At 58.1% G+C, this 26480-nt stretch carries 28 protein-coding genes; 24 read left to right on the top strand and 4 right to left on the bottom strand.

Annotated features, from left to right (window positions below):
• Nucleotides 1-392 precede the first annotated feature (392 nt).
• Nucleotides 393-839 (bottom strand): CBS domain-containing protein, encoded by a 447-nt coding sequence (locus ACTG2S_RS14015; protein WP_005337333.1) that lies wholly within the window; start codon nt 837-839, stop codon nt 393-395.
• A gap of 212 nt (nt 840-1051) precedes the next feature.
• On the opposite strand from ACTG2S_RS14015, the gene queA reads away from it, so the two are divergent.
• The 7 genes from queA (at nt 1052) to nlpI (ending at nt 8021) form a co-directional block, all read left to right on the top strand.
• The gene (queA, locus tag ACTG2S_RS14010; protein WP_139436461.1) at nt 1052-2104 is read left to right on the top strand and encodes a tRNA preQ1(34) S-adenosylmethionine ribosyltransferase-isomerase QueA; all 1053 of its coding nucleotides are present in this window, start codon (nt 1052-1054) and stop codon (nt 2102-2104) included.
• A gap of 74 nt (nt 2105-2178) precedes the next feature.
• The gene (gene tgt, locus ACTG2S_RS14005) at nt 2179-3315 is read left to right on the top strand and encodes a tRNA guanosine(34) transglycosylase Tgt (RefSeq protein ID WP_005337329.1); all 1137 of its coding nucleotides are present in this window, start codon (nt 2179-2181) and stop codon (nt 3313-3315) included.
• Nucleotides 3316-3367: 52 nt separating this feature from the next.
• Nucleotides 3368-3703, top strand: coding sequence for a preprotein translocase subunit YajC (gene yajC, locus ACTG2S_RS14000; protein WP_005337327.1), 336 nt, complete (start codon nt 3368-3370; stop codon nt 3701-3703).
• A gap of 18 nt (nt 3704-3721) precedes the next feature.
• The gene (secD, locus tag ACTG2S_RS13995) at nt 3722-5575 is read left to right on the top strand and encodes a protein translocase subunit SecD (RefSeq protein WP_005337324.1); all 1854 of its coding nucleotides are present in this window, start codon (nt 3722-3724) and stop codon (nt 5573-5575) included.
• A gap of 10 nt (nt 5576-5585) precedes the next feature.
• Nucleotides 5586-6533: a protein translocase subunit SecF gene (gene secF, locus ACTG2S_RS13990; protein ID WP_005337322.1), complete on the top strand. Its 948-nt coding sequence runs from the start codon at nt 5586-5588 to the stop codon at nt 6531-6533.
• A gap of 84 nt (nt 6534-6617) precedes the next feature.
• Complete coding sequence (locus tag ACTG2S_RS13985; protein WP_005351016.1) at nt 6618-6986, top strand: rhodanese-like domain-containing protein; 369 nt, start codon at nt 6618-6620, stop codon at nt 6984-6986.
• A gap of 90 nt (nt 6987-7076) precedes the next feature.
• Nucleotides 7077-8021: a lipoprotein NlpI gene (gene nlpI, locus ACTG2S_RS13980; protein WP_005351017.1), complete on the top strand. Its 945-nt coding sequence runs from the start codon at nt 7077-7079 to the stop codon at nt 8019-8021.
• 65 nt (nt 8022-8086) lie between these two features.
• Here the strand turns inward: nlpI and ACTG2S_RS13975 are convergent, their stop codons facing one another.
• Both ACTG2S_RS13975 and ubiU read right to left on the bottom strand, forming a co-directional pair.
• The gene (locus ACTG2S_RS13975) at nt 8087-8959 is read right to left on the bottom strand and encodes a U32 family peptidase (protein WP_274161191.1); all 873 of its coding nucleotides are present in this window, start codon (nt 8957-8959) and stop codon (nt 8087-8089) included.
• A gap of 11 nt (nt 8960-8970) precedes the next feature.
• Complete coding sequence (gene ubiU / locus ACTG2S_RS13970; RefSeq protein ID WP_042080116.1) at nt 8971-9966, bottom strand: ubiquinone anaerobic biosynthesis protein UbiU; 996 nt, start codon at nt 9964-9966, stop codon at nt 8971-8973.
• Nucleotides 9967-10155: 189 nt separating this feature from the next.
• Here ubiU and ubiT point away from each other — a divergent pair, with 189 nt between their 5' ends.
• Entirely contained in the window at nt 10156-10689 is a 534-nt protein-coding gene (ubiT, locus tag ACTG2S_RS13965) for a ubiquinone anaerobic biosynthesis accessory factor UbiT (protein WP_159143911.1), read from the top strand.
• Here ubiT and ACTG2S_RS13960 read toward each other — a convergent pair.
• The gene (locus ACTG2S_RS13960; protein ID WP_108612261.1) at nt 10642-11058 is read right to left on the bottom strand and encodes a hypothetical protein; all 417 of its coding nucleotides are present in this window, start codon (nt 11056-11058) and stop codon (nt 10642-10644) included. The two genes, ubiT and ACTG2S_RS13960, sit on opposite strands and share 48 nt — an antisense overlap.
• A gap of 187 nt (nt 11059-11245) precedes the next feature.
• Between ACTG2S_RS13960 and trmJ the strand changes: the two genes are divergently transcribed.
• The 16 genes from trmJ to hisS all read left to right on the top strand — a co-directional run bounded on the left by trmJ (nt 11246) and on the right by hisS (nt 26477).
• Nucleotides 11246-11968 carry a tRNA (cytosine(32)/uridine(32)-2'-O)-methyltransferase TrmJ gene (gene trmJ / locus ACTG2S_RS13955; protein WP_005359790.1) on the top strand — a complete coding sequence of 241 codons (723 nt, stop codon included), beginning with the start codon at nt 11246-11248 and terminating at the stop codon, nt 11966-11968.
• A 92-nt stretch (nt 11969-12060) separates the two neighbouring features.
• Nucleotides 12061-12564, top strand: coding sequence for a Fe-S cluster assembly transcriptional regulator IscR (gene iscR, locus ACTG2S_RS13950; protein WP_026035025.1), 504 nt, complete (start codon nt 12061-12063; stop codon nt 12562-12564).
• 53 nt (nt 12565-12617) lie between these two features.
• Nucleotides 12618-13832 carry an IscS subfamily cysteine desulfurase gene (locus ACTG2S_RS13945; protein WP_274161190.1) on the top strand — a complete coding sequence of 405 codons (1215 nt, stop codon included), beginning with the start codon at nt 12618-12620 and terminating at the stop codon, nt 13830-13832.
• Between the two features lie 41 nt (nt 13833-13873).
• The gene (gene iscU, locus ACTG2S_RS13940) at nt 13874-14257 is read left to right on the top strand and encodes a Fe-S cluster assembly scaffold IscU (RefSeq protein WP_005333813.1); all 384 of its coding nucleotides are present in this window, start codon (nt 13874-13876) and stop codon (nt 14255-14257) included.
• Between the two features lie 15 nt (nt 14258-14272).
• A complete protein-coding gene (gene iscA / locus ACTG2S_RS13935; protein ID WP_005333812.1) occupies nt 14273-14596 on the top strand; it encodes an iron-sulfur cluster assembly protein IscA in 324 nt (107 codons plus the stop codon).
• 118 nt (nt 14597-14714) lie between these two features.
• A complete protein-coding gene (gene hscB, locus ACTG2S_RS13930) occupies nt 14715-15233 on the top strand; it encodes a co-chaperone HscB (RefSeq protein ID WP_005351031.1) in 519 nt (172 codons plus the stop codon).
• A 28-nt stretch (nt 15234-15261) separates the two neighbouring features.
• On the top strand, nt 15262-17109 hold the full coding sequence (gene hscA, locus ACTG2S_RS13925) for a Fe-S protein assembly chaperone HscA (RefSeq protein ID WP_274161189.1): 1848 nt from the start codon (nt 15262-15264) through the stop codon (nt 17107-17109).
• A 1-nt stretch (nt 17110) separates the two neighbouring features.
• Complete coding sequence (fdx, locus tag ACTG2S_RS13920; protein WP_408830054.1) at nt 17111-17449, top strand: ISC system 2Fe-2S type ferredoxin; 339 nt, start codon at nt 17111-17113, stop codon at nt 17447-17449.
• A gap of 173 nt (nt 17450-17622) precedes the next feature.
• Entirely contained in the window at nt 17623-18927 is a 1305-nt protein-coding gene (gene pepB, locus ACTG2S_RS13915; protein WP_421322937.1) for an aminopeptidase PepB, read from the top strand.
• Nucleotides 18924-20207: an aminopeptidase PepB gene (gene pepB / locus ACTG2S_RS13910; protein ID WP_270803741.1), complete on the top strand. Its 1284-nt coding sequence runs from the start codon at nt 18924-18926 to the stop codon at nt 20205-20207. The genes pepB (ACTG2S_RS13915) and pepB (ACTG2S_RS13910) overlap by 4 nt, the downstream gene beginning before the upstream one ends.
• Before the next feature lie 267 nt (nt 20208-20474).
• Nucleotides 20475-20903 carry a nucleoside-diphosphate kinase gene (gene ndk / locus ACTG2S_RS13905; RefSeq protein WP_005333805.1) on the top strand — a complete coding sequence of 143 codons (429 nt, stop codon included), beginning with the start codon at nt 20475-20477 and terminating at the stop codon, nt 20901-20903.
• A 167-nt stretch (nt 20904-21070) separates the two neighbouring features.
• A complete protein-coding gene (locus ACTG2S_RS13900; protein ID WP_005344856.1) occupies nt 21071-22174 on the top strand; it encodes a bifunctional tRNA (adenosine(37)-C2)-methyltransferase TrmG/ribosomal RNA large subunit methyltransferase RlmN in 1104 nt (367 codons plus the stop codon).
• Nucleotides 22175-22185: 11 nt separating this feature from the next.
• Complete coding sequence (gene tapF, locus ACTG2S_RS13895; RefSeq protein ID WP_085943024.1) at nt 22186-22977, top strand: PilW family type IVa pilus biogenesis/stability lipoprotein TapF; 792 nt, start codon at nt 22186-22188, stop codon at nt 22975-22977.
• Nucleotides 22967-23935 carry a cytoskeleton protein RodZ gene (gene rodZ, locus ACTG2S_RS13890; RefSeq protein WP_274161188.1) on the top strand — a complete coding sequence of 323 codons (969 nt, stop codon included), beginning with the start codon at nt 22967-22969 and terminating at the stop codon, nt 23933-23935. The genes tapF and rodZ overlap by 11 nt, the downstream gene beginning before the upstream one ends.
• A 10-nt stretch (nt 23936-23945) precedes the next feature.
• Entirely contained in the window at nt 23946-25061 is a 1116-nt protein-coding gene (gene ispG, locus ACTG2S_RS13885) for a flavodoxin-dependent (E)-4-hydroxy-3-methylbut-2-enyl-diphosphate synthase (RefSeq protein ID WP_274161187.1), read from the top strand.
• 138 nt (nt 25062-25199) lie between these two features.
• Nucleotides 25200-26477, top strand: a complete 1278-nt coding sequence (gene hisS / locus ACTG2S_RS13880; RefSeq protein WP_005351051.1) for a histidine--tRNA ligase — start codon at nt 25200-25202, stop codon at nt 26475-26477.
• Nucleotides 26478-26480 lie beyond the last annotated feature (3 nt).

The following is a 26480-nucleotide window of genomic DNA, read 5'->3' as shown; positions in this document are numbered from 1 at the left end:
AAACAGGTGGCGAGGAGGTTGAGACCGTTCCTCGCAGCGATGGGGGATGTGCTGACAAGGGGGAGAGCAGAAAACGCGGATAAAAAAATCCCGGCGCTATCGCAACGACAGGGCCGGGTCATCAAACAAGGAATGGCTATATAAACAAATGCTTTACAGCAAAGACTAACTACGGGGTGTGCAAACTTGCAGACATATGAGAGGAAGATAATGGGTGCACAATCCCTCGTCTCCCCCTCGGCAACTATTGCATGAGAGGGATGATAGTGTGACGCAGATCACAAGGCAAGCATTTGGCGTAATTTTTCAATCAAAATGAAAGTGTTTCATCATTTCAGCTTGTTTTGACGGCTGAAAACGCTTTTATTGTAATTTAATTACAACCAAATCTGTCAAAAGTCGGTAGGTGGTTCCTGCTCTTCCATCAATTCCAGCAGGTTGATGGCCACGGAAATAAAGTCTGACTCGGTGACAATGCCGATCAGCTTGCGTCCTTTGAGGACCGGCAAGCAGCCATATCTGTGCCGCTGCAGGTAAAGTGCCGCCTCCTTGATGCCGGCGTGAGGATCTACGCTCGCCACTTGCCGTGTCATGATCTCGTCGAGTTGCACGCTGTCGGTAAATTCGGCTTCCCGCTCCGGGCTGATGAGCAGCAGCTTGGATTCCCGGGTGGCCAGGATATCGGTGAGGGTTACCAACCCCAGCAGGTGGTGCTGCTCGTCGACGATGGGAATGTGGCGGATCCGCTCCTGCTGCATCAGGTCCATCGCCTGTTTGACACTGTTTGACGGACCCAGAGTGAAGGGATGTTCGGTCATGATTTCGGATAGGGTCATCATGGTGGGCCTCCTTGTGTATCTGCTTTCACCCTAGCCCAGCGCCCATTGGCAAAACATGATCAGGGTCAATACAGAACATTAAAGAATCATTAACCGGAGGTGTGTCTCAATATTGCTCGCTACCCCTTGTCTCTCTTGGGTTTTTGGTCTTTTGGGTTGCCTTGGAAGATGGGGATAACTAGACTAGCCGCCGATTCCCCCCGAGGTGAAAGATGCAAGTATCCGATTTTCATTTTGATCTGCCAGACGAGCTGATTGCCCGCTATCCGATGGCAGAGCGTACCGCCAGCCGCCTGTTGCAGCTCGATGGTCAAACTGGCGCCCTGCGCCACGGTCAATTTGTGGATGTGCTGGATCAGCTCAATCCGGGTGACCTGCTGGTATTCAACAACACCCGTGTCATTCCGGCACGCATGTTTGGCCAGAAGGCCAGCGGCGGCAAGCTGGAGGTACTGGTCGAGCGCATTCTGGACGAGCACAGCGTGCTGGCCCATGTTCGTGCCTCCAAGGCGCCCAAACCGGGCACCCGGATGATCATGGATGGTGGCGTGGAGGCCGAGATGCGCGCCCGCCACGATGCCCTGTTCGAGATCCATTTCCTTGACTCCCGTCCGGTGCTGGAGATCCTGGAGGCCATCGGCCACATGCCGCTGCCCCCCTATATCGACCGTCCCGACGAGGATGCCGATAAGGAGCGCTACCAGACCGTTTACAATCAAAAGCCGGGCGCCGTCGCGGCGCCGACCGCCGGTCTGCACTTTGATGAGCCGCTGCTTGAGAAAATTCGGGCCAAAGGGGTTGAAACGGCCTTCGTCACCCTGCATGTAGGGGCGGGGACCTTCCAGCCGGTGCGGGTTGAGAAGATTGAAGATCACCACATGCACTCCGAGTATGCGGAAGTGCCGCAAGAGGTGGTGGATGCCATCGCGGCCACCCGTGCCCGTGGTGGTCGGGTGATTGCGGTAGGTACCACGTCGGTCCGTTCGCTGGAGAGTGCGGCCAAGGTCACCCTGGCACAGGGCAAACCGCTAGCGCCCTTCTTTAGTGACACCGACATCTTCATCTTCCCTGGTTACAAGTTCCAGATTGTCGATGCCATGGTCACCAACTTCCATCTGCCGGAGTCGACCCTGATCATGCTGGTCAGCGCCTTTGCCGGTTATGACAACGTGATGGCGGCCTATCAGGCAGCCGTGGCTGGGCAGTACCGTTTCTTCAGCTACGGGGACGCCATGTTCGTCACCCGTCGCCAGGTTGAAGCATAAGCTTCAGCTTATTTACCGGGCCGTGAGCGGCCCTCCTATTGTCAGACTGTTTATCTGACGCAGCCGAGGTAGCAATGAAATTTGAACTGAAAACCACCGACGGCCGTGCCCGTCGCGGTCAACTGGTCTTCGAACGTGGTGTGGTACAAACGCCGGCCTTTATGCCGGTCGGGACGTACGGCACCGTCAAGGGGATGACCCCGGAAGAAGTGCGTGAAACCGGCGCCCAGATCCTGCTGGGTAACACCTTCCACCTCTGGCTGCGCCCGGGTCAGGAAGTGATGCGTGCCCACGGCGATCTGCATGACTTCATGAACTGGCAGGGCCCGATCCTGACCGACTCCGGTGGTTTCCAGGTGTTCAGCCTGGGCCATATTCGCAAGATCACCGAAGCGGGCGTCCACTTCCGTCACCCCATCAATGGCGAGAAGATCTTCCTCGACCCCGAGAAGTCCATGGAGATCCAGTACGATCTGGGCTCCGACATTGTGATGATCTTCGACGAGTGCACCCCGTACCCGGCCACTTATGAAGAAGCGCGCAAGTCCATGGAGATGTCCCTGCGCTGGGGCAAGCGCTCCCGCGACAAGTTTGATGCGCTGGGCAACAAGAACGCCCTGTTCGGCATCATTCAGGGCTCGGTCTACGAAGATTTGCGGGATGTCTCCCTCAAGGGGCTGCTGGAGATCGGTTTCGACGGTTATGCGGTCGGTGGTCTGGCCGTGGGTGAACCAAAAGAGGACATGCACCGCATCCTCGAGCACGTCTGCCCGAAAATTCCGGCTGACAAGCCGCGCTACCTGATGGGTGTCGGCAAGCCGGAAGATCTGGTGGAAGGGGTGCGCCGTGGTATCGACATGTTCGACTGCGTCATGCCGACCCGCAACGCCCGCAACGGCCACCTGTTCACCACCGATGGCGTGGTGAAGATCCGCAATGCCCAGCACCGCAACGACACCAGCACCCTGGATGCCGAATGCGATTGCTACACCTGCAAGAACTACAGCCGCAGCTACCTGCACCATCTGGACAAGTGCAACGAGATCCTCGGTGCCCGTCTGAATACGATTCATAACCTGCGTTACTACCAACGCGTGATGCAGGGTTTGCGGGACGCGATCGAGCAGGGTAAATTAGACGACTTTGTAACAGAGTTTTACCGTCGGCAAGGGAAGCCTGTGCCTCCGTTAGCTGAAAATGACGTTAAATAACAACAACATATAATTTTGTTTTTTTAAATCTACATCAATAAGAGGTTGTTAAATGAGCATTATCTCCAAGGCGTATGCAGAAGGCGCAGCACCGGGTGCACAGGGTGGTGGTATGGAAATGATCATCATGCTGGCCGTATTCGGCCTGATCTTCTACTTCATGATCTATCGTCCCCAGGCCAAGCGTGCCAAGGATCACCGCAATCTGATGAGCTCCTTGTCCAAGGGGGATGAAGTGCTCACTTCCGGTGGCCTGGTTGGCAAAATTGCCAAAGTAGCTGCAGACAGCGATTACCTGGTGATCGCCCTGAACGACCAGACTCAAGTCACCATCAAAAAGGACTTCGTCTCTGCAGTTCTGCCCAAGGGTTCTATCCAGTCCCTTTAATCTCCCAAGGAGCACAGCGTGTTGAATCGCTATCCGCTGTGGAAATACCTGATGGTGATCCTGGTGATCGCCATCGGTTTTCTATATGCAGCCCCCAATCTTTACGGCGAAGATCCGGCTTTGCAGGTTTCTGCCAGCCGTGGTGCCGAAGTCAAGCTAGATACTCTTGATCTGGTGAAAGAGACCCTTGAAGCGGCCAAGATCCCGGTCAAACATGCTGCATTCGAGCACGGTTTTATCCTGATCCGTTTCAAGAACACCGAAGACCAGCTGAAGGCGCGCGATATCGTTGCCAACAAGCTGGGCGACAACTTCATTACCGCACTCAACCTGGCACCTTCCACTCCCGCCTGGCTCGAAGCCATCGGTGCGGCGCCTCTGAAGCTGGGTCTTGATCTGCGCGGTGGTGTGCACTTCCTGATGGAAGTGGACATGGCCGAAGCACTGACCAAGCAGCAAGAGCAGATGGTGCAGGATTTCCGCTCCGAGCTGCGCACCCAGAAGATCCGTTACTCCGGCGTGCGCCGGGTCGGTGATCAGGTGCAGGTGATCTTCCGTGACGAAGCCGATCAGGAACGCGCCGTTTCTCATCTGCGTCGTCAGAACCCTGATTTGACTTTCACTACCGAGCAGAAAGGGGATGAGTTTATCCTGCTGGCTGGTCTGAGCGAAGCCAAGATCAAGGAAGTGAAGAAGTACGCCCTCGAGCAGAACATCACCATCATCCGTAACCGGGTCAACGAACTGGGTGTGGCCGAGCCGCTGGTACAACAGCAAGGTGCCGAGCGCATTGTCGTTGAACTGCCCGGTATTCAGGATACCGCCCGCGCCAAGGAGATCCTGGGTGCAACCGCGACCCTAGAATTCCACATGGTCGATGAGACTGCCGACATCCAGGCTGCGGCCGATGGCCGTGTCCCGCCCAGCTCCAAGGTCTACAACGATCGCAATGGTCGTCCCGTGGTGCTGCAAAAGCGGGTGATCCTGACCGGTGACCACATCGTGGGTGCCCAGTCCGGTTTCGACGAGTACAGCCGTCCCCAGGTCAACATCAAGCTGGATGGCCAGGGTGGCAACAAGATGGCCAACTTTACCAAGGATAACGTCGGTAAAGGGATGGCGACCGTCTTCATCGAGTACAAGCCGGTCGGTCAACCGGGTCCGGATGGCAAGCGCAAGTTCCGCAAGCAGGAGGAGGTGATCAACGTCGCCACCATCCAGTCGCGTCTTGGCAGCCAGTTCCGTATCACAGGTATCGACAACGCCAACGAAGCCCACAACCTGGCGCTGCTGCTGCGTGCCGGTGCCCTGATCGCCCCGATCCAGATCGTGGAAGAGCGCACCATTGGCCCGAGCCTGGGTCAACAGAACATCGACAGCGGTATGGAAGCCATCGGCTGGGCCATGCTGGTGATCGTGCTGTTCATGGGGATCTACTACCGTGCGTTCGGCTGGGTTGCCAACCTGGCGCTCTGTATGAACCTGGTGTTGATTGTCGGCATCATGTCGATGATCCCGGGGGCCACTATGACATTGCCGGGTATCGCCGGTATCGTCTTGACGCTGGGTATGGCAGTGGATGCCAACGTGCTGATCTACGAGCGTATTCGTGAAGAGATCCGCAACGGTCGTGGTGTTCAGCAAGCCATCCATCTGGGCTTTGATCGGGCATTCTCCACCATCGCCGACTCCAACGTGACCTCGCTGATCACCTGCGTGATCCTGTTCGGTATCGGTACTGGCGCCATCAAGGGCTTTGCCCTGACGCTGGGCATTGGTCTGACCGCCTCCATGTTTACTGCCATCACAGTTTCCCGTGCCATTATCAACCTGGCTTGGGGTGGACGGCGTATCGACAAGCTGCCCATCTGAGGATAGAGAAATGTTTCAGATTCTACATTTTGAAAAACCGATCCCGTTTATGCGCTATGCCAAGCCGGGTGTGGTTTTCTCTTCCGTGCTGATGGTGGTAGCCCTGTTCTTCCTGTTTGATCGGGGTCTGAACTGGGGTCTGGACTTTACCGGTGGTACCACCATCGAGGTGGGGTTCCAGCAGTCGGTGAGCCTGGACAAGATCCATGACGCTCTGGAAGAGCAGAAGATTGAAGGGGCAACCCTGCAACACTTTGGCTCCAGCCGTGACGTGCTGTTCCGCCTGACCCCGAAAGAGGGGGTCAAGGTAGAACAACAGGGTAACGAAGTGCTGGCGGCGGCCAAGCAGCTCGACGAGGGCGCAGTGCTCAAACGCGTCGAGTTCGTCGGCCCTTCCGTGGGTGATGAACTGGCGACAGACGGTGCGCTGGCCATGCTGGCCTCCATCCTCTGTATCCTGGCCTACGTGGCAGTGCGTTTCGAATGGCGTCTGGCGCTGGGGGGCATTCTCTCCCTGGTGCACGACGTGGTGATCACGCTGGGTGTCTTTGCCTACTTCCAGTACGAGTTCGACCTGACCGTACTGGCGGCGCTGATGACCCTGGTGGGTTACTCCCTGAACGATACTATCGTTGTGTTCGACCGCTTGCGGGAGAACTTCCGCAAGGTGCGTAAAGGGGATACCGAGTACATTCTGGATCTCTCCATGACCGAGACCCTGAGTCGTACCATCATCACCTCCGGCCTTACCTTTATCGTGGTGCTGGCGCTGCTGCTCAAGGGCGGGGCGCTGATCCACGGTTTTGCCGTGGCCATGGTGATCGGTGTGGCGTTCGGTACCTACTCCTCCATCTATGTGGCGAGTGCGTTTGCCATGTTCCTCGGCGTCAAGCGCGAGCACATGCTGCCAACCCAGGTAGAGAAAGAGGGTGCGGACCAACAGGAAATCCTGCCGTAACAGTGAAGAGCGCCTCATGGCGCTCTTTTCTTATCTCTGCGTGTCGTTTGCTGACGCACATGATTTAAACAACAGGAGTTTGTCATGCATCACAATCCCCGTTTTTTGGCGCTGGTTGACGGGATCCGCTCCCGCATCACCGAAACCGATGTTCACCAGATCAAGCGCTGGCAGGACGAAGGGCGCACGTTTCACCTAATCGACGTGCGGGAAGAGAGCGAGTGGGCCAGGGGGCATCTGCCCGGAGCCCGATACCTGGGGCGTGGCGTGATTGAGCGGGATATCGAGACCCAGTTCCCGGATCTTGAGACCGAGCTCTACCTCTATTGTGGTGGTGGTTTTCGCTCAATTCTGGCGGCGGACAACCTGCAACAGATGGGTTATCGCAAGGTGATCAGCGTCGATGGCGGGTTTCGCGGTTGGTGCGATGCCGGATACCCTGTCGAATCCTGATTTATTTGAGGTAGAGGGGCACAGCTACATGACAAAGCGGCAGTTGACCTTTACCATATGCGGGGTCAAGCGTAAGCGTCGGAGTGTTCATTGAACGTCAGGAAAGGGATTGGATACCTCCTCGGTATCCTGTTGTTGCTTCCCATGTGGGGTTGCAGCAGTAGCAGTCAGGTTAACACCCCCAAGGTTCCCAAGCCGCAGCCTGCTTCACTGGTGTTGGCGACCCCCCTGCAGGTCTCCTACCAGAGTGAGCTGGCGCTCGCCCGACTCGGGCAGATGCTCAGTGAAATGGAACTGACCACCGAGCAACGGGCAGAGTTGTTCTATGAGCGTGCCGTGGTGTTTGATCGGGTTGGTCTGCGTTCCCTCGCGCGGCTCGATTTCAACCGTGCCCTGCGGGAGAAACCGGATTTCGCCGAAGCCTACAACTTCATCGGCGTCTATCTGGTACAGCAGCAGAATTACGACGAAGCCTATGATGCGTTCGATTCCGCCCTCGAACTGGCGCCGGACTATGACTATGCCTATCTCAACCGTGGCATCGCCCTCTATTACGGCAACCGTCCCGAACTGGCCGCGGCCGATATGAAGCGTTTCTACGAGGCGCAGCCGGAAGACCCTTATCGGGTGATCTGGCTCTATCTGGCCGAGCAGAAACTCGACCCGTCGGCCGCTATGAGCCGGATGCGCGAGCGTCTCAACAAATACGATGACGATGCCTGGAACTGGGATCTGGTACGCCTCTATACCGGTGAGATCAACGCTTCCCAGCTGATGGGCAACGTAGTGAAAGGGGTGAAGGATAACCGGGAGCTTGCCGAGCGCCTGTGTGAAACCTACTTCTATCTGGGCAAGTTCGAGTTGGGCAAAGGCAACCGCAAGGAAGCCATCAGTTACTTCAAGCTGGCCTTATCTAACAACGTCTATGACTTCATCGAGCATCGCTATGCGCTGCTGGAGCTGGAGTTGATGGCGCGCAAACCCTTGCCGCCAGGTGCTCAGAGCGCTCGTAACAAGGGTGATCAGCCCTCCTGATCCACTGCCTGATAGTGGTAAAAAAGGCCTCGCGATGAGGCCTTTTTGTTGGGCGAATGGCGGGTTTACTCCACCAGGCTCATGCCGGGGATCTGGCGCCAGTAGCCGTTGCAATCGCGATCCTGCTGCAGAACGAGGGGCTGATTGCCCTGCTGGTTAGCCTTGAAGCGGGCCAGCATCTCCAGCGTCTCCATCCCTTGCGGTGAAAGTCTGACCACATCCACCAGACCTTCCATACCCGCCAGCTCGTTACCCAGGTTGTAGCAGTAACCGGACTGGGTCTGGATCCCGTTGAGATTGAACACCCGTTGCCCCTCGCGGCTGTTGGCCAGTCGTCCGGTGGGGTAGTTGATACAGGCGAGCTCGCAGTTGTCTTTTGGTTTGTCGAGGGAGCGGGCGGTGAAGCAGCGCGCCGAGTAGGCGAGCGGCAGATGGCCGTAGGCAAAAACCTCCACCTCAAATTGGTCGCGTAGGGGGCCCAGATCCTGATTGAGCTGGATCAGCCAGTCACGGGACAGTTCAACCGGCATGACCCAGCGTTTCATCCCCTGTTTGAGCAGCATGCGCAGCACATCGGCGTTATAGGCGTTGATGGCGGGACCACAGACGAAGGGGATCCCTGCCTCCCAGGCGAGTTGCACCGTACCGAGATCGTTGGCTTCGACCATTAGATCGCCATTGTCGACCAGCCGCTTCACTTCCTTGAGCTCGGAAGGGGCGGAGATAAGGGCGAGGGTCGAGAGCACCACCTGCTTGCCGGAGCTGGCCACCTGACGGGCCAGCGCAATCCAGTCATCGACTTTGAGTTCGCGCCGCTTGCTGCAGACGGTCTCCCCCAGATAGATGATGTCGGCCTGACTGTTGGCGGCGGCATGGTAAAAGGCTTCGGTATCGGCTTTGGGCCAGTAGAAGAGCAGAGGCCCGAGAGAAAATTGCATGGGTGGACTCCTTATTGCCACTGACGATGGTAGGCGCCGAGGGTAGTCTGGCTACCTTCGGAGACGCGGGCGAGCTGGGCATCCCACTCAGCTTTGACCTGATAGGCCTCGGGATTGGCCTGATAGGCATCGATGGCCGCACGCCACACTCGGGTCACTTGCTCCACATAAGCAGGGCTGCGTTGGCGCCCTTCAATCTTGACCGACTGGATCCCGGTCTTGAAGAGCTCGGGCAGGAGACCCAGGGTATTGAGACTGGTGGGCTCTTCCAGCGCGTGGTAGGTCTGGCCATCCACGTCGAAACGCCCCTTGCAGAGGGTCGGGTAACCGGCATTTTCGCCCGGGCCATAGCGGTCTATCAGCACCTCGTTGAGTCGCGACTCGAGACCATTCGGGGTCTCTTCCCAACGGACGAACTTGGCCGGTGAGCAGGCGCCGACGGTGTTGGGACTCTCGCCAGTCATGTAGGAGGAGAGATAGCAGCGCCCCTCGGCCATGATGCAGAGGCTGCCAAAGGCGAACACCTCAAGGCCAACATCGGTCTCGCGGGCCAGCTGCTTGACCTGATGCATGGAGAGCACCCGGGGCAGCACCACCCGTGTGACATTGAATTGCTGCTGATAGAAGCGAATGGCGGCGGCATTGGTGGCGCTGGCCTGCACCGAGACATGGAGTTCCATCTCGGGGTAGTGGCGGCTGGCATATTCCAGCACGGCGAGATCGGCGATGATTAACGCATCGGCGCCGAGGGCCACCCCGCGATCAACCGCCTGTTTCCATCGAGTATCGGCCCCGGGATGGGCAAAGGTATTGATGGCAATATGCAGCTTGCGACCATGTTGATGCACATAATCCACCGCCTTCTCCAGTTTGCTGTCGGTAAAGTTGAGACCGGCAAAGTGGCGGGCATTGGTGTCATCCTTGAAACCGATATAAACGGCATCGGCCCCGTTATCCACGGCGGTTTTCAGTGCCGGCAAACTGCCTGCCGGACAGAGTAATTCCATTGGTACGCTCCGAGAGTGCATATGAAGGGCAAACGAGCCCTGATTGTATGCAGCCATGCACTCCCGCTTTTTGACCTGAGGCAGCTTTGTGTGGCTTTACCCTTCTTGAGGTAACCCTGCACAAGTTTGATTTCCAACAGGATCTTGACACTCTCCCTGTGTTTGAATGCGCAAAAAAGGGAGTCTATCGTGTTTCAACAACTGCAACGCCGCCTGGTCGAACAGGCTCCGCGCTTCTTGCGCCATCCCCTCAAGCTTGTTCCCTTCAATCTGCAAAAGCAGCTGATGGAGAGTTTGCTGGCCCGGGTTTTCAAAGAGGCTATCGAAGATGGTGATTTCGAGTTTCTGGCAGACAAGTGGCTGAAAGTCGAAGTCTCTGATCTGGAGCTGTGCTGGTTTATCAGTGAGCAGAATGGCCAGCTGGTGGTGGCTCGCGAGTGTGACAAGGCCGATGTCTGCTTCAGCGGTACCGCCAACGACCTGATCCTGATTGCCGGTCGCAAAGAGGATCCGGATTCGCTCTTTTTCCAGCGCAAGCTGAAGATAGAAGGGGATACCGAACTGGGCCTTGAGGTGAAAAACCTGATGGACAGTCTGGATCTCGATGGCTTGCCAAGCCTGGTGAAGTATCCCCTGATGGATCTGGCGACGTTTATCGAACGCGCCCGCACCGAGTCAGCGCAGGCTCCGGTGCAGACGGCGCCGGGCGGGATCCCGTCTTAAGTGGACAATCACCCCATGGGCATGGCGACGATAATGGTGCCGTGCCCAGAGGCAGCGACAGGCCCACAGACAGGGCACCAAGGCGATGAGTGCCGCAGGGGCGGGCAGCTGTGACATGGCCAGCCCCGCAGCCAGCCAGATAAAGGGTTGCGCTTCATACAGCCACTCCGGCTGTAGCCAGCGTTTGCTCGGAAAGATAATCAGATCGGTACGTCGGTAGCTGGAGCGCATCATCCAGGTCACCGCTCCGGCGATAAACAGCAAGGCGCCTGCAAACCAGAGCAGGGGCTGTTCACTCAACGTAATCATGGCAATGGCTGCCAGCAGGTAGAGGCTGGGCAATCTCTCATAGATAAAGGGAGGAAGCATGGCGTGGTGTCTCCTGTGCCGTTTATCGGATATCCATCAAGTTTAGTCCCCCCCTCTCACTTCCCTCATGCTGGTTTGTTATACAAACGGGTGGTTTTGTTCTGAAATGGCTCGGCTTTTACGGTGCCAACATCGTGTTCTCTTATGTTACAATTGCGCGCCATTTTTGACTGAAGATTGACTGGGCATGTTGGATCAGATTCGTATCGTTTTGGTAAACACCTCTCATACCGGCAACATGGGGTCTGCGGCACGCGCCATGAAGACCATGGGGTTGACCCAGCTGGTATTGGTTGATCCGCAAGCCTTGCCGGATGACAATGCCTTCGCCCTGGCGGCTGGTGCCAGCGATGTGCTTGCCAATGCCCGTATCGTCCCGACACTGGACGACGCGATCGCCGACTGTGGTTTGGTTATTGGCACCAGCGCTCGCTCGCGAACCCTGAGCTGGCCCATGCTCGATCCCCGTGAGGCCGGCGAAAAGTCGGTGGTTGAGGGGATGCAGCACCCGGTCGCGCTGGTGTTTGGCCGTGAACGCACCGGTCTCACCAACGACGAATTGCAAAAGTGCCACTACCACGTGGCCATTCCGGCCAATCCTGATTACAGCTCTCTCAATCTGGCCATGGCGGTGCAGACCCTCTGTTACGAAGTGCGGATGCGCTGGCTGCAGGGGCAGGCCGCCGAGCCTGAAGATGAGATGGCCTATCCGAGTGCCGCCCAGCTGGAAGGGTTTTATCAGCACCTGGAACAAACCCTGATGAAGACCGGTTTTATTGCTGATGACCATCCGGGTCATGTAATGAGCAAGCTGCGTCGCCTGTTCAATCGGGCTCGGCCGGAAGCAGCTGAGCTCAACATTCTGCGCGGGATTCTGACCTCGGTGCAGAAAGCGCGCGTACCGGATTAATCCGACTGATTTACTCAACCATATACTTGACTGATTTGGTCGGGTATGTGACCATGTGCCCCATTAAATTGCTTCGCAAGACGGTAAGGCACATGAGACTGACTTCAAAAGGACGTTACGCTGTAACCGCCATGCTCGACGTGGCGCTGCATGCAGAGCAGGGGCCCGTCCCCCTTGCCGATATTTCCGAGCGCCAGGGCATCTCGTTGTCCTATCTCGAGCAGCTCTTTGCCCGCCTGCGTAAACATGGTCTGGTGAGCAGCGTGCGTGGCCCGGGTGGTGGTTATCGCCTCGGGTTGGCCCCAGGCGAGATTTCGGTTGGTCAGGTGATCACCGCGGTCGATGAGTCGGTCGATGCAACCAAGTGCCTCGGCAAGGGCGGTTGCCACGGCGGTACCCAGTGCCTGACTCACTCCCTGTGGCGTGATCTGAGTGAACGGATCTCCAGTTTCCTCGGGGATATCACCCTGGCCGAGCTGGTGCGCCAGGCCGATGTGCGCCGCATTGCCGGCAAGCAAGATGAACAAATGAAGACCGTGTTGTCCCTGGTTGATCGGGCAGAACACGGCGATGTGAGCTTGAAAGTCCAACTATAAACGTGCTTTCCACAGCGGGACTCTGTATGACCCGGACTGTGACGGAGAAAAACATGAAACTGCCTATTTACCTTGATTATTCGGCAACCTGTCCGGTGGACCCGCGTGTCGCAGAAAAAATGATGCAGTGTCTCACCATGGATGGCCTGTTCGGCAATCCGGCTTCCCGTTCTCACCGCTTTGGCTGGCAAGCCGAAGAGGCGGTGGATCTGGCCCGTAATCAAGTGGCAGACCTGATCGGTGCCGATCCCCGCGAGATCGTCTTCACTTCCGGTGCGACCGAATCCAATAACCTGGCCATCAAGGGTGTTGCCCACTTCTATGCCAGCAAGGGCAAGCACATCATCACCTCCAAGACCGAACACAAGGCGGTGCTCGATACCTGTCGCCAGCTGGAGCGTGAAGGGTTCGAGGTGACCTATCTTGAGCCGATGCCCAACGGCCTGTTCACTATCGAGATGATCGAGAATGCCATGCGTGATGACACCATCCTGGTCAGCATCATGCATGTGAACAACGAAATCGGCGTGGTTCAGAACATTGCCGCCATCGGCGAGTTGTGCCGTTCCCGCAAGATCCTGCTGCACGTGGATGCCGTTCAGAGTGTGGGCAAGATCCCGGTAGATGTGGAAGCACTGAAAGTGGATCTGCTCTCTGTCTCTGCGCACAAGGTGTATGGTCCGAAAGGGATCGGTGCACTGTTTGTTCGCCGCAAACCCCGCGTTCGTCTGGAAGCCCAGATGCACGGTGGCGGCCACGAGCGCGGCATGCGTTCCGGTACTCTGCCGACCCACCAGATCGTCGGGATGGGCGAAGCTTTCCGCATCGCCAAAGAAGAGATGGTGAGTGAAGGCGAGCGCATCTTGGCTCTGCGCCAGCGTCTGTGGAATGGCATCAAGGATATTGAAGCCGTCTACATCAATGGCGATCTGGATCACCGTGTTCCGGGCAACCTCAACGTCAGCTTTGCCTATGTGGAAGGGGAATCCCTCATCATGGCGCTGAAAGATTTGGCAGTCTCTTCCGGTTCGGCCTGTACCTCCGCCAGCCTGGAACCTTCCTATGTGCTGCGCGCACTGGGCCTGAACGACGAGCTGGCACACAGCTCCATCCGTTTCAGCATGGGTCGCTTCACAACCGAGGAAGAGATTGACTACGCGGTCAAGCTTATTCGTGACTCCATCGGTCGTCTGCGCGAGATGTCCCCTCTGTGGGAGATGTACAAAGACGGCGTCGATCTGAACACGGTCGAATGGGCTCATCACTGATCTATTTGATTAGTGAGCAACAGAATTAGCAGGAGTGAGATATGGCTTACAGTGAAAAAGTAATCGACCACTACGAGAATCCTCGCAACGTCGGTGGTTTCGACAAGAATGATCCCAGCGTTGCAACCGGCATGGTCGGTGCGCCCGCTTGTGGCGACGTGATGAAGCTGCAATTGAAGATCAGCGACGAAGGCATCATCGAAGATGCCAAGTTCAAGACCTACGGCTGCGGTTCCGCCATCGCCTCCAGCTCCCTGGTGACCGAATGGGTCAAGGGCAAGACCCTGGACGAAGCGGCTGGCATCAAGAACACCGATATCGCTGAAGAGTTGGCCCTGCCACCGGTGAAGATCCACTGCTCCATTCTGGCTGAGGACGCCATCAAGGCCGCCATCGCCGATTACAAGCAGAAGAAAGGTCTCTAAGCGCCGGAGAGCAGTATGGCTATTACCATGACAGATGCCGCCGCGGCACGGGTTTCCTCTTTTCTGGCTAACCGGGGCAAGGGCATTGGCCTGCGCCTCGGCGTCAAAACCACCGGCTGCTCCGGTCTGGCCTACGTGCTTGAGTTCGTTGATGAACTGACCGATGAGGATCAGGTGTTCGAGCAGCAGGGCGTCAAGATTATTGTTGATGCCAAGAGCCTGATCCATCTGGATGGCACCGAGCTAGATTTCGTCAAGGAGGGCCTCAACGAGGGCTTCCAGTTCAATAATCCCAACGCCAAAGGCGAGTGTGGTTGCGGCGAAAGCTTCAGTGTCTGAGTTGTTTGACGTCAATGATCCTTCGTCTGTGGTTGAGCGGGTCGCCCATGACCCGTGCAACCACATCTCATTTGCCAGGGGCGAGTGAGGTTGTGGCGAACGTTTCCAAGAGGTTTGCATGAATCATTTCGAGCTGTTTGGGCTGGTTGAAGGCTTCGAGCTCGATACCCGTCAGTTGGCTGATACCTACCGCCAGCTGCAAACCCAATTCCATCCTGATCGTTTTGCCACCGCCCCCGAACGGGAGCAGCTGGCTGCGGTGCAACGTGCCGCCCAGATCAACGAAGCATTCACCACCCTCAAGGCGCCGCTGCGCCGTGCAGAATATCTGCTCTCCCTGCGTGGCACTGATATCCGTGGTGAACAGCAGACCCTGCAAGATACCGCGTTTCTGATGCAGCAGCTGGAGTGGCGCGAGCGTCTGGCTGATCTGAAAGATGACGCCGACCCTGAGCGCGCCATCAAGGATTTTCGCAGTGAGATCAGGCATGATCACCAGATGTTGATGCAGCAGCTGACCGAGTCTCTTGCCGCCGGCAGAGATCTCGTTGCCGCTGATTGCGTTCGCAAACTCAAGTTTGTCGACAAGCTCCTCGAAGAGCTGGAACGATTCGAAGACTCGCTTCTCGAGTCTTGATCCTTTAACGCTGGAAGTTTCATTACCCATGGCATTACTGCAAATCGCCGAACCCGGCCAGAGCGCTGTTCCTCATCAGCACAAACGTGCCGTCGGCATCGATCTTGGCACCACCAACTCTCTCGTCGCTGCGGTTCGCAGCGGTCACGCTGATACCCTTTGCGATGAGCAAGGGCGCGACCTGCTCCCGTCAGTGGTGCACTATCAAAGCGACGCCATTCGAGTCGGAATTGATGCCAAGCGCGAAGCGGCGCTCGATCCTCACAACACCATCGTCTCGGTCAAACGGATGATGGGCAAGGCGCTGGCCGATATCGATACCCGCCAGCAGCCCTACCAGTTTGTTGCCGCCGACAATGGCATGCCGCAACTGCAAACCCGTCAGGGGCTGGTCAATCCGGTACAGGTCTCGGCCGAAATTCTCAAAAAGCTGGCCGAGCGTGGCGCCCAGACTCTCGGGGGCGATCTCGACGGCGTGGTCATTACTGTGCCCGCCTATTTTGATGATGCCCAGCGTCAGGGTACCAAGGATGCGGCCCGTCTGGCCGGTCTGCACGTACTGCGGCTGCTCAACGAGCCGACCGCGGCCGCGATTGCCTATGGACTTGACTCCGGTCAGGAAGGGGTGATTGCGGTCTACGATCTGGGGGGCGGCACCTTCGATATTTCCATCCTGCGTCTGCACCGCGGTGTGTTTGAAGTGATGGCGACCGGCGGCGATTCCGCCCTCGGCGGTGATGATTTTGATCACCTGCTGGCGGACTGGCTCAAGGAGCAAGCGGGCCTCTCCGGTGAGCTGGATGCCCATCTGCAGCGCGAGCTGCTGGATGTGGCCGCGGCCGTCAAACACGGTCTGACCGATGCCGAGCAGGTGGCGTGCACCTTTGCTGGCTGGCAGGGTTCAGTGAGCCGTAGCCAGTTTGATGAACTCATCACCCCGCTGGTGAAACGGACCTTGCTGGCTTGTCGCCGCGCCCTGCGCGATGCTGGTCTCGAGCAGGTGGAAGTGCTGGAAGTGGTAATGGTCGGTGGCTCCACCCGGGTGCCGCTGGTGCGTGAACTGGTGGGCGAGTTCTTCCAGCGTACGCCGCTGACCAGCATCGATCCGGACAAGGTGGTCGCCATTGGCGCCGCCATCCAGGCCGATATTCTGGTGGGCAACAAGCCCGATGCCGAGATGCTGTTGCTGGACGTTATCCCCTTGTCGCTGGGTCTGGAGACCATGGGTGGCCTCGCCGAGAAGGTGATCCCGCGCAACACCACCATCCCGGTTGCCCGCGCCCAGGAGTTCACCACCTTCAAGGATGGTCAGACCGCCATGGCCATTCACGTGGTACAGGGTGAACGCGAGTTGGTGGCCGATTGCCGCTCCCTGGCCCGCTTTACCCTGACCGGTATTCCGCCGATGGCAGCCGGCGCCGCCCATATTCGCGTCACCTTCCAGGTGGATGCGGATGGTCTGCTCTCGGTCAGCGCCATGGAGAAATCCTCCGGCGTGCAGGCCGAGATCCAGGTCAAGCCCTCTTACGGGCTGGCGGAGCAGGATATCCTCAACATGCTGAGTGCCTCCATCGAGAATGCCCAGCAGGATATGGATGCCCGCATGCTGGCCGAGCAGCAGGTTGAAGCCGACCGGGTGGTCGAGAGTCTCAATGCGGCGCTGGCCGCCGATGGCGATGCCCTGCTCAATGCGACAGAGCGTGCCGAGATTGATGCCGCCATCGCCCATCTGCTGACCATGCGCAACAGCGGTGCAACCCATCAAATCAAAGAAGCCATTGAGGCAGCCGATGCTGTCAGTGGCGAGTTTGCAGCCCGCCGGATGGACGCCTCCATCCGCAAGGTGCTGACCGGACAAAACGTCAACAAGGTGTAATATGCCAAAACTGATCATTCTTCCTCATTCCGTACTCTGTCCGGATGGCGCCGCCCTCGAGGGGCAAAGCGGCGAGACCATTCTGGATGTGGCGCTGCGCAACGGTATCGAAATCGAGCATGCCTGCGAGAAATCCTGTGCCTGCACTACCTGCCACTGCGTGGTGCGCGAGGGCTTTGACTCCCTCGAGCCAAGTGACGAGCTGGAAGACGACATGCTGGACAAGGCGTGGGGGCTGGAGCCGGAATCGCGCCTCAGCTGCCAGGCAAAACTGGCGGACGAGGATCTGGTGGTGGAACTGCCCAAGTACACCCTGAACCTTGCCTCTGAACGCCATTAATTACACATGAGTGAATTGCACGTGCAGCATCCTGTGGTGCTTCAGTGATATGGTGGAAGGCCGTGGCCCTCGGGGGCACGGCCTTTTTTGTATTCGTTATTCTCTCTTTGCCAATAAGCTCTTTCCCATAAAGAGTGCTTATACATAGTGCCAGTAAAAAGGAAGCAAACACGATGGCTGACATGATGAAGGTAGCGTTATCCACCCAGGCTGCGGCCGCCTATTGGGGCGAGGGCGCCCAGCTCAGTTTCAATGGCGACGAGGCACTGATCCATCTTGGTGCCGCCGGTCAGGAGAAGGATGTTCTGCGCACCGTTCAGCGCGCCGCCCGTCGCCTCGAATCGAGCGGGATCAAGCGGGTGACGTTGCTCGGTGAAGGCTGGGATCTGGAGCGTCGCTACGCGTTCGCTCAGGGGTTCTACGCCGCCAAGGGATCGCGTGAACTGGATTTTGGCCAGCAGAGCGACGCGGAAGCCCGTGAACTGGATGCGCTGCTCAAGGCGGCTCGCTGGGTACGTGACATCACCAATGGCTGTCCGGAAGAGATCTACCCCATGAGTCTGGCGGAATCGGCCCTGTTGCTCATTCGTGGTCTGGCCGGGGATCAGGTTACAGCTCGCATCACCGCCGGTGAAGCGCTGCGCGAGTCCGGCCATATCGGGATCTGGTCGGTTGGCCGTGGCAGCGAGCGCGAGCCTGTGCTGCTGGAGCTCGACTATAACCCGACCGGGGATCGCAATGCACCCGTGGTGGCGGCGCTGGTGGGCAAGGGGATCACTTTTGATTCCGGTGGCTACTCCATGAAGTCCTCTGACAACATGCTGCCGATGAAGTCCGATATGGGCGGCGCGGCCATGGTGACCGGCGCGCTGGCGCTGGCTATCAGCCGCGGTCTGAACCAGCGGGTGAAGCTCATTCTCTGCTGCGCCGAGAACCTGGTCTCCGGCCACGCCTTCAAACTGGGCGACATCCTCACCTACAAGAATGGGGTTTCAGTCGAGATCCAGAACACCGATGCGGAAGGTCGTCTGGTGCTGGCCGATGGCCTGATGGCGGCCTCCGACAGCGGTGCGGCTTATATCCTTGACGCAGCCACCCTGACCGGCGCCGCCAAGATGGCGCTGGGGCGCGATTATAATGCGGTGTTTGCCCTCGATGAGACCGAACAGCAGCGTGCGCTGGCCGCCGCCAAGGTGGAAAACGAGCAGGCGTGGGCGCTGCCGCTGGAGCCCTGGCATGCCAGCCAGCTCACCTCGGCCTTTGCCGATCTGGGCAACGTCGCCTCGGCAGAAGGCACGGCCGGTGCCACCACGGCTGCTGCGTTCCTTTCCCGCTTCGTGCGTGATGAGGGCAAGGGTTGGGTACACCTGGATCTGGCAGCCTCTTATCAGAAATCGGGCAATGATCTCTGGGCGACCGGCGCCAAGGGGCACGGTCTGCGTACCATCGCCCGCTGGCTGCAGGAGGTGACCGCATGAATGTCTGGTTAAGTCGTGAATTTGCACCGGCCGAGTGGGGGGAGGGGGCGCTGCTCTCTCACCGTGCCGACGGCATGGTGATCCATCTGGTGACGGCCAATCCACTGCTCGATATCCAGCAGGCGGCCCGTCGCCTCTGCCAGCAAGGGATCCAGAAAGTGACCCTGGCTGGTCACTGGGAGCGTGAACAGCAGTGGGCTTTTGCCCAAGGGCTGCAAACCCCCAAGGCGGAGGTGCAACTGCAGTGGGCCATGTCCTCGGAAGAGGACAGAGAGGAGCTGGAAGCGCGTTGGCTCTGCGGCCGCTGGGTGCGCGAGATGACCAATGCCACCCCGGAGCAGTTGGGCCCGCTGGAGCTGGCGGTGGAAGCTGCCTCCTTTATTACCGAGGTGGCGCCGGACAAGGTGAGTCATCGTATTTTGAAAGGCGAAGCGCTGCAACAGGCGGGCTGGGTCGGCCTCTATCAGGTGGGCCGCGGCAGTGCGCGCGAACCGGTATTGCTGGAGCTCGACTTCAACCCGGGGCGTGACCCCAAGGCGCCGGTAGCGGCAGCGCTGGTGGGCAAGGGGATCACCTTTGACTCCGGCGGCTACTCCATGAAGAGCTCCGAGGGGATGCTCACCATGAAGTGCGACATGGGTGGTGCGGCGATTGTCACCGGTGCGCTGGCGCTGGCTATGCTGCGCGGGCTCGATAAGCGGGTGAAGCTGATCCTCTGCTGCGCTGAGAACCTGGTCTCCGGCAACGCCTACAAGCTGGGCGACATCCTCACCTACAAGAACGGCACCACGGTCGAGATTGTGAATACCGATGCCGAGGGGCGGCTGGTGCTGGCCGACGGCCTGCAACTGGCGAGCGAGTCCGGCGCACCGCTGATCATCGATGCCGCGACCCTGACCGGCGCAGCCGTGATGGCGCTGGGTGGGCGCTACAATGCTCTGTTCGGCCTCGACAAAGGGTTGGTAAGCCGCGCAATGACCTATGCCGATGCTGAGCATGAGCCTGCCTGGCCGCTGCCGCTGGAGCCCTGGCACCGCCAGCAGTGCCCCTCCCATTACGCCGACACGGCCAACAGCCGTCCGGTGAAGGGGGGCGGGCCGGGTGGCGCCTCCAACGCGGCGGGTTTCCTCTCCCGTTTCGTTGCCAACGAAGGGATGGGCTGGTTGCATATCGATCTGGCCGCCTGCTTCAGTGACAACGGCGATGCCCTCTGGGCGCCGGGAGCTAATACCCTGGGGATGCGCACCATAGCGCGGGCCTTGCTGGCGGAAGCCAAATAGGCGAGACAAGGCACCTTCGGGTGCCTTTTCCATGCTGTTCGAATTGTGAACAAAAGATGGGGTTTTGGCGGCTTAAGGTAACTATCGTGCGCAAGCGCACATATTTTCCGGCTCTGCTCGGTCAAGATGAGTGTGGATGTTGATTGCAAGGGAGTGATGTTTAATAAAAAGTTGCTTGTTTGTGTGTTTTTCCGGTTTTTGTTTACGTATAATCGCCAGCGAACATGGATTCTAACAATAAAACTCTGTAGTTAAGGAAAGATATCAATGGCCATCGAACGTACCTTCTCTATCGTTAAACCGGATGCTGTCAGCAAGAACCTGATCGGTGCCATCTATAGCCGTTTCGAAAGCGCAGGCTTGAAAGTGGTGGCATCCAAAATGCTGCACATGAGCAGTGAACAGGCTGCCGGTTTCTATGCCGAGCATCAGGGCAAGCCTTTTTATGACAATCTGGTCAGCTTCATGACCTCTGGCCCTGTCATGGTGCAGGTGCTGGAAGGGGAAGACGCCATCCGTCGCAATCGCGAGATCATGGGTGCTACCAACCCGAAAGAGGCGCTGGCTGGTACCTTGCGTGCCTGTTATGCCGAGAGCATCGATCGCAACGCAGTGCATGGCTCCGATGCACCTGCATCCGCTGCCCGCGAAATTGCCTACTTCTTCTCTGACAACGAGATCTGCCCGCGCGGCTGATTTTTGTGGATGATGACCCAAGGGAGCCTCGGCTCCCTTTGTTGTTTTCGCCGTTTACGCAATATCCCTCTATTCTCCAGGTGGAAAGCCAGACCCATTATTTGTACAATGCCGCCCCCTGACGTCGTCAGCCAATAATTGATGAAGTGTTTGAACTGAGGCCATTGATGAGCGAAACAAAAATCAACCTGCTGGATCTTGATCGGGATGCCATGCGTGCCTTTTTCGTCGAACTGGGCGAGAAGCCATTCCGGGCAGATCAGGTCATGAAGTGGATCTATCACTTTGGGTGTGATGATTTCGATCAGATGACCAACGTCAACAAGGTGCTCAAAGAGCGCCTCAAGGCGATCGCCGAGATCAAGGCGCCCGAGATCAGCCGCGAGCAGCGCTCTGCCGATGGCACCATCAAGTGGGCTCTGCAGGTGGGCGATCAGGAGGTAGAGACAGTCTACATCCCGGAAGATGACCGCGCGACCCTCTGCGTCTCCTCTCAAGTTGGCTGTGCGCTGGAGTGCAAGTTCTGCTCCACGGCTCAACAAGGCTTCAATCGCAACCTTAAAGTATCCGAGATCATCGGTCAGGTGTGGCGTGCTGCCCGTGTCGTGGGTGGCAAGCGCCCCATCACCAACGTGGTGATGATGGGGATGGGTGAGCCACTGCTCAACCTCGCCAACGTGGTGCCCGCCATGCGTCTGATGATGGATGACTACGGCTTTGGCATATCCAAACGCCGGGTGACCATCTCCACCTCTGGCGTGGTACCTGCGCTGGACAAGCTGGGCGACCAGATCGACGTGGCGCTGGCTATCTCCCTGCACGCCCCGAACGACAAGCTGCGTTCAGAGATCATGCCGATCAACGACAAGTACAACATCGAGGAGTTCCTCGCCGGTGTCCGTCGTTACCTGGCCAAATCCAATGCCAACGGTGGTCGGGTGACCGTCGAGTATGTGCTGCTCGATCATATCAATGACGATATGCAGCATGCTCACGAGCTGGCCAAGGTGCTCAAGGACACTCCGAGCAAGATCAACCTGATCCCGTTCAACCCCTTCCCGGGCAACCCTTACGGCAAGCCGAGCAACAGCCGTATCGATCGCTTCTCCAAGGTGCTGATGGAGTACGGTTTCACCGTGATTGTCCGCAAGACCCGTGGTGATGACATCGATGCCGCCTGTGGTCAGCTGGTGGGTGACGTGATTGACCGTACCAAGCGAACTATCAAAAATCGGATGCAACAGGATGGGATTTCCGTCAAAATGGTTTAAATGCTAAGCCATTGTATAGACAGGGAATGGATACACGTACATTGATCGTAGTGGCAGCGCTCTGCGCGCTGCCAGGCTGTGTGACCGAGACCACTTACGCTGGCCAGAACTCGACCCAGCGTGAAGTGGGTCCTGACCTCAAGGCGGCTGCCCAAACCCGCCTCGACCTGGGTATTCAGTACCTGCGTCAGGGCAATGCCGAGCAGGCCAAGTTCAATCTTGACCGCGCCCTCCAGTATGACCCCTCCAACCCCCAGATCCAGATCGGTTTTGCCTACTTTTACCAGAAGGTAGGAGATTTCAAGGCAGCCGAGACCCATTACAAGAACGCCCTTGCCATGGATCCGTCCAATGCTGACGCAATGAACAACTATGGTGCCTTCCTCTGTGATCGCGGCAGGTATGCCGAGGCAGATCAGGCGTTCAACCAGGCTGTTATTCAGCCAGGCTACGTAAAAATTGCCGATACCTATGAAAATGCGGCACTTTGTGCGCTGCAAAATCGTAGAAATGATAAAGCAGGCGAGTACTATCGCCTGGCCTTGGGGTATAATCCCCGCAATCCAGGGTTATTGCTGGACTTGGCCGAGCTTTCCATGAAAGATGGCAAGCTGCCTGATGTGCAGTCCTACCTCGCCCGTTTTGCCGATGTGTCAGACGAGAACGAGGAGAGTCTCTGGTTGAGACTTCGGCTGGCACAGGCGATGGACAAGCCGGCATTACTTCACCAATTCGGGACTGAGCTGGTAAGGCAATATCCCACTTCGCAACAAGCCAAGCGTTATTTAGCCAATGACTATTGAACAGCAACACGATTTCCAAGACGACTCCCAGGCAGTAGGCCCAGGCCAATTGCTGCGCAACGCCCGTGAACAGCTTGGCTGGACACGAGAACAGGTTGCGTCCCGCATTCACCTTCGTCTGACCCTGATCGCCGCTATCGAATCGGATACCTACGACAAGCACACCTCCCATACCTTTATTCGGGGCTATCTGCGTACCTATGCCAAGCTGGTCGGGATCCCCGACGAGACCATTCTGGCTGCTTACGACAAGCTGGGTCTGACTCCTCCCGACAATATCGACATGCAGAGCTTCTCCCGTCGCTCCCGCCAGCAAGCCAACGACAGTCGGCTCAAGGTGGTGACCTGGCTGGTGATCCTGGTGTTGATTGCGCTCTCGGTCGCCTGGTGGTGGCAGAGTACTTCACGCCGCTCCGCCGGTGATGAAGCGCTGGCAGCCACCGAGATGAGTGCAACCAGTTCGACTCCGGCTGAACCTGCTATCACGCCGCCCGATGCGATCAACACCGCTCCGGTGGAAGGCGCTACCATCGCACCGGCCGCCACGGACGTGGCTGCCCCTGCAGTGGTCTCTGATGCGACGGCTACCCTGGCGCCTGCTTCTGCGGCTGTTGCCCCGACCGATGTCAGTGCGGCTGTCGGCACTGCGACCGATGCAGCGGTATCCGGCGCCAATGGCACTGAATCTGAAGAGGCTGTCGTTGATCCGGCGACTGCGCCGCAACTGAAGATGAGCTTCACCGCCGATTGCTGGCTGGATGTGAAGGATGCCAACGGCAAGACCCTGTTCAGTGGTCTGAAGAAGGCCAACGACGAGCTGGTGCTGGAAGGCGCCGAACCCCTGAAGTTCATCATTGGCGCGCCCATGGCCGTCAAGCTTGACTACAAGGGTCAGTCGTTTGATATGAGCCGTTACAACAACGGTCGTACAGCCCGCTTCTCACTGCCGCAGGAGTAATCTGTTTCCCATGTCTTCTTACGAATCACCCATCATTCGTCGTAAATCCAGACAGATCATGGTTGGTAATGTACCGGTTGGGGGCGATGCCCCCATTACCGTGCAGACCATGACCAACACCAAGACCACAGATGTCGCCGCTACCATCGAGCAGATCCAGCGGATCGAGCGGGTCGGTGCCGATATCGTCCGTGTCTCCGTGCCCACCATGGAAGCGGCGGAAGCCTTCCGGCTCATCAAACAGCAGACCCGCATCCCCATCGTTGCCGATATCCACTTCGACTATCGCATCGCCCTGAAAGTGGCGGAGTACGGTGCCGACTGCCTGCGTATCAACCCGGGCAACATCGGCAACGAGCAGCGGGTGCGCTCGGTGGTCGATTGCGCGCGCGACCTCAATATCCCGATCCGTATCGGGGTCAATGGCGGGTCGCTGGAGAAAGATATCCAGGAGAAGTACGGCGAGCCGACCCCAGAGGCGCTGGTGGAGTCCGCCATGCGTCACGTGGACTACCTCGATCGCCTCGACTTTCAGGACTTCAAGGTGAGCGTCAAGGCCTCCGATGTGTTCCTGGCCGTCGGTGCCTATCGCCTGCTGGCCAAGCAGATTGAACAGCCGCTGCACCTTGGCATCACCGAAGCGGGCGGTTTCCGTGCCGGCGCGGTGAAGTCTGCCATCGGTCTGGGTATGCTACTCACCGACGGCATCGGCGATACCCTGCGTATCTCGCTGGCGGCGGATCCGGTGGAGGAGGTAAAGGTCGGTTTCGATATCCTCAAATCCCTCCGTATTCGCTCCCGTGGCATCAACTTTATCGCTTGCCCATCCTGCTCACGGCAGGAGTTCGATGTGATCGCCACTGTCAACGCGCTGGAAGAGCGGCTCGAAGACATCATCACCCCGATGGATGTTTCCATCATCGGCTGTGTGGTGAATGGGCCGGGCGAAGCGCTGGTCTCCGACCTTGGTCTGGCGGGTGCCGCCAACAAGAGTGCCTTCTATGAAGGGGGCCAGCGGGTCGATCGGCTCGACAACAAGGATCTCATTCCAACTCTGGAGCGCCGCATTCGCGCCCGTGCCGCCATGCTGGATCCCGCCAACCGGATCCCGATGGACAAGGAGTGAGCGAAACAGGGCCACATTGGGTGGCCCTTTTTCCAGGTGACTGATTTTAAATCCCGCATCCGGATTCCCTGATTTTACCTTGGGGGGGAAAATCCCTATAATGCGGCCAAATTTTACCTCTTTTTCTCGAGTATCAACGTGGCAAAACAGATCCAAGCTATTCGCGGTATGAATGATTGCCTGCCGGAGCAGAGCCCGGTATGGCAGAAGGTTGAACAGATCCTGCGCCAGGTCGTTGCCAGCTATGGCTACAGCGAAGTGCGCATGCCGATTGTCGAGCAGACTCATCTGTTCAAGCGCGCTATCGGTGAAGTGACCGACGTGGTCGAAAAAGAGATGTACACCTTTGAAGACCGCAACGGCGACAGCCTGAGCCTGCGTCCGGAAGGGACCGCCAGCTGCGTGCGTGCCGGTATCGAACACGGTCTGCTCTACAACCAGGAACGCCGGATGTGGTACATGGGCCCCATGTTCCGTCACGAGCGTCCCCAGAAGGGCCGTTATCGCCAGTTCCACCAGTTCGGTGTCGAGCTGTTTGGCATCAACGGGCCGGACATCGACGCTGAGCTGATCATGCTGACCCACCGTCTGTGGCGTCTGTTTGGCATCAGCGAGCATGTCACCCTGCAGCTCAACACCTTGGGTCAGAGCGCCGAGCGTGCCGCTTACCGCGATGCGCTGGTGGCCTATCTGGAGCAGTACAAGGAGCAGCTGGACGAAGAGAGCCAGCGCCGCATGTACAGTAACCCGCTGCGGGTGCTCGACTCCAAGGATGAAAAGGTGCAGGCCATTTTGGCGGGTGCCCCGCGTCTGTTCGACCATCTGGGCGAAGAGAGCCTGGCCCACTTCGAGGGGCTCAAGCGCCTGCTCGAGTCTGCGGGTATCAAATACGAAGTGAACGAACGTCTGGTGCGTGGTCTTGACTACTACAACCTGACCGTATTCGAGTGGGTCACCAGCAGTCTGGGTGCCCAGGGCACCGTCTGTGCCGGTGGCCGCTACGATGGTCTGGTGGAGCAGCTCGGTGGTCAACCGACCCCGGCCGTGGGCTTTGCCATGGGCATGGAGCGTCTGGTGCTGATGCTGGAGACTCTCGAGCTCAACGCCGATATCCGCCCGGCGGTGGATGTCTATCTGGCAATGGTGGGCGAGGGGACCGAACAGGCTGGCTTCCAGCTGGCCGAGCGTCTGCGCGATGCCCTGCCGGACCTGCGCCTGATGAGCCACTGCGGTGGTGGCAACTTCAAGAAACAACTCAAACGTGCCGACAAGAGCGGCGCGGCAATCGCCCTGATCCTTGGTGAGACCGAGGTGCAAAACGGGGAGATCACTATCAAATATCTGCGTGGTCAGGCCGAGCAACAGACCGTCAAGGTTGACGCCGCCATTGCCCTGCTGGCAGCCAAAGGAGAGTAAGCT

The sequence above is a fragment of the Aeromonas sp. 82P genome (assembly GCF_051919365.1).
GTDB lineage: Bacteria > Pseudomonadota > Gammaproteobacteria > Enterobacterales > Aeromonadaceae > Aeromonas > Aeromonas veronii.
Note: the sequence above shows the minus strand (reverse complement) of the source record. Positions and strands in the feature narration are given on the sequence as shown.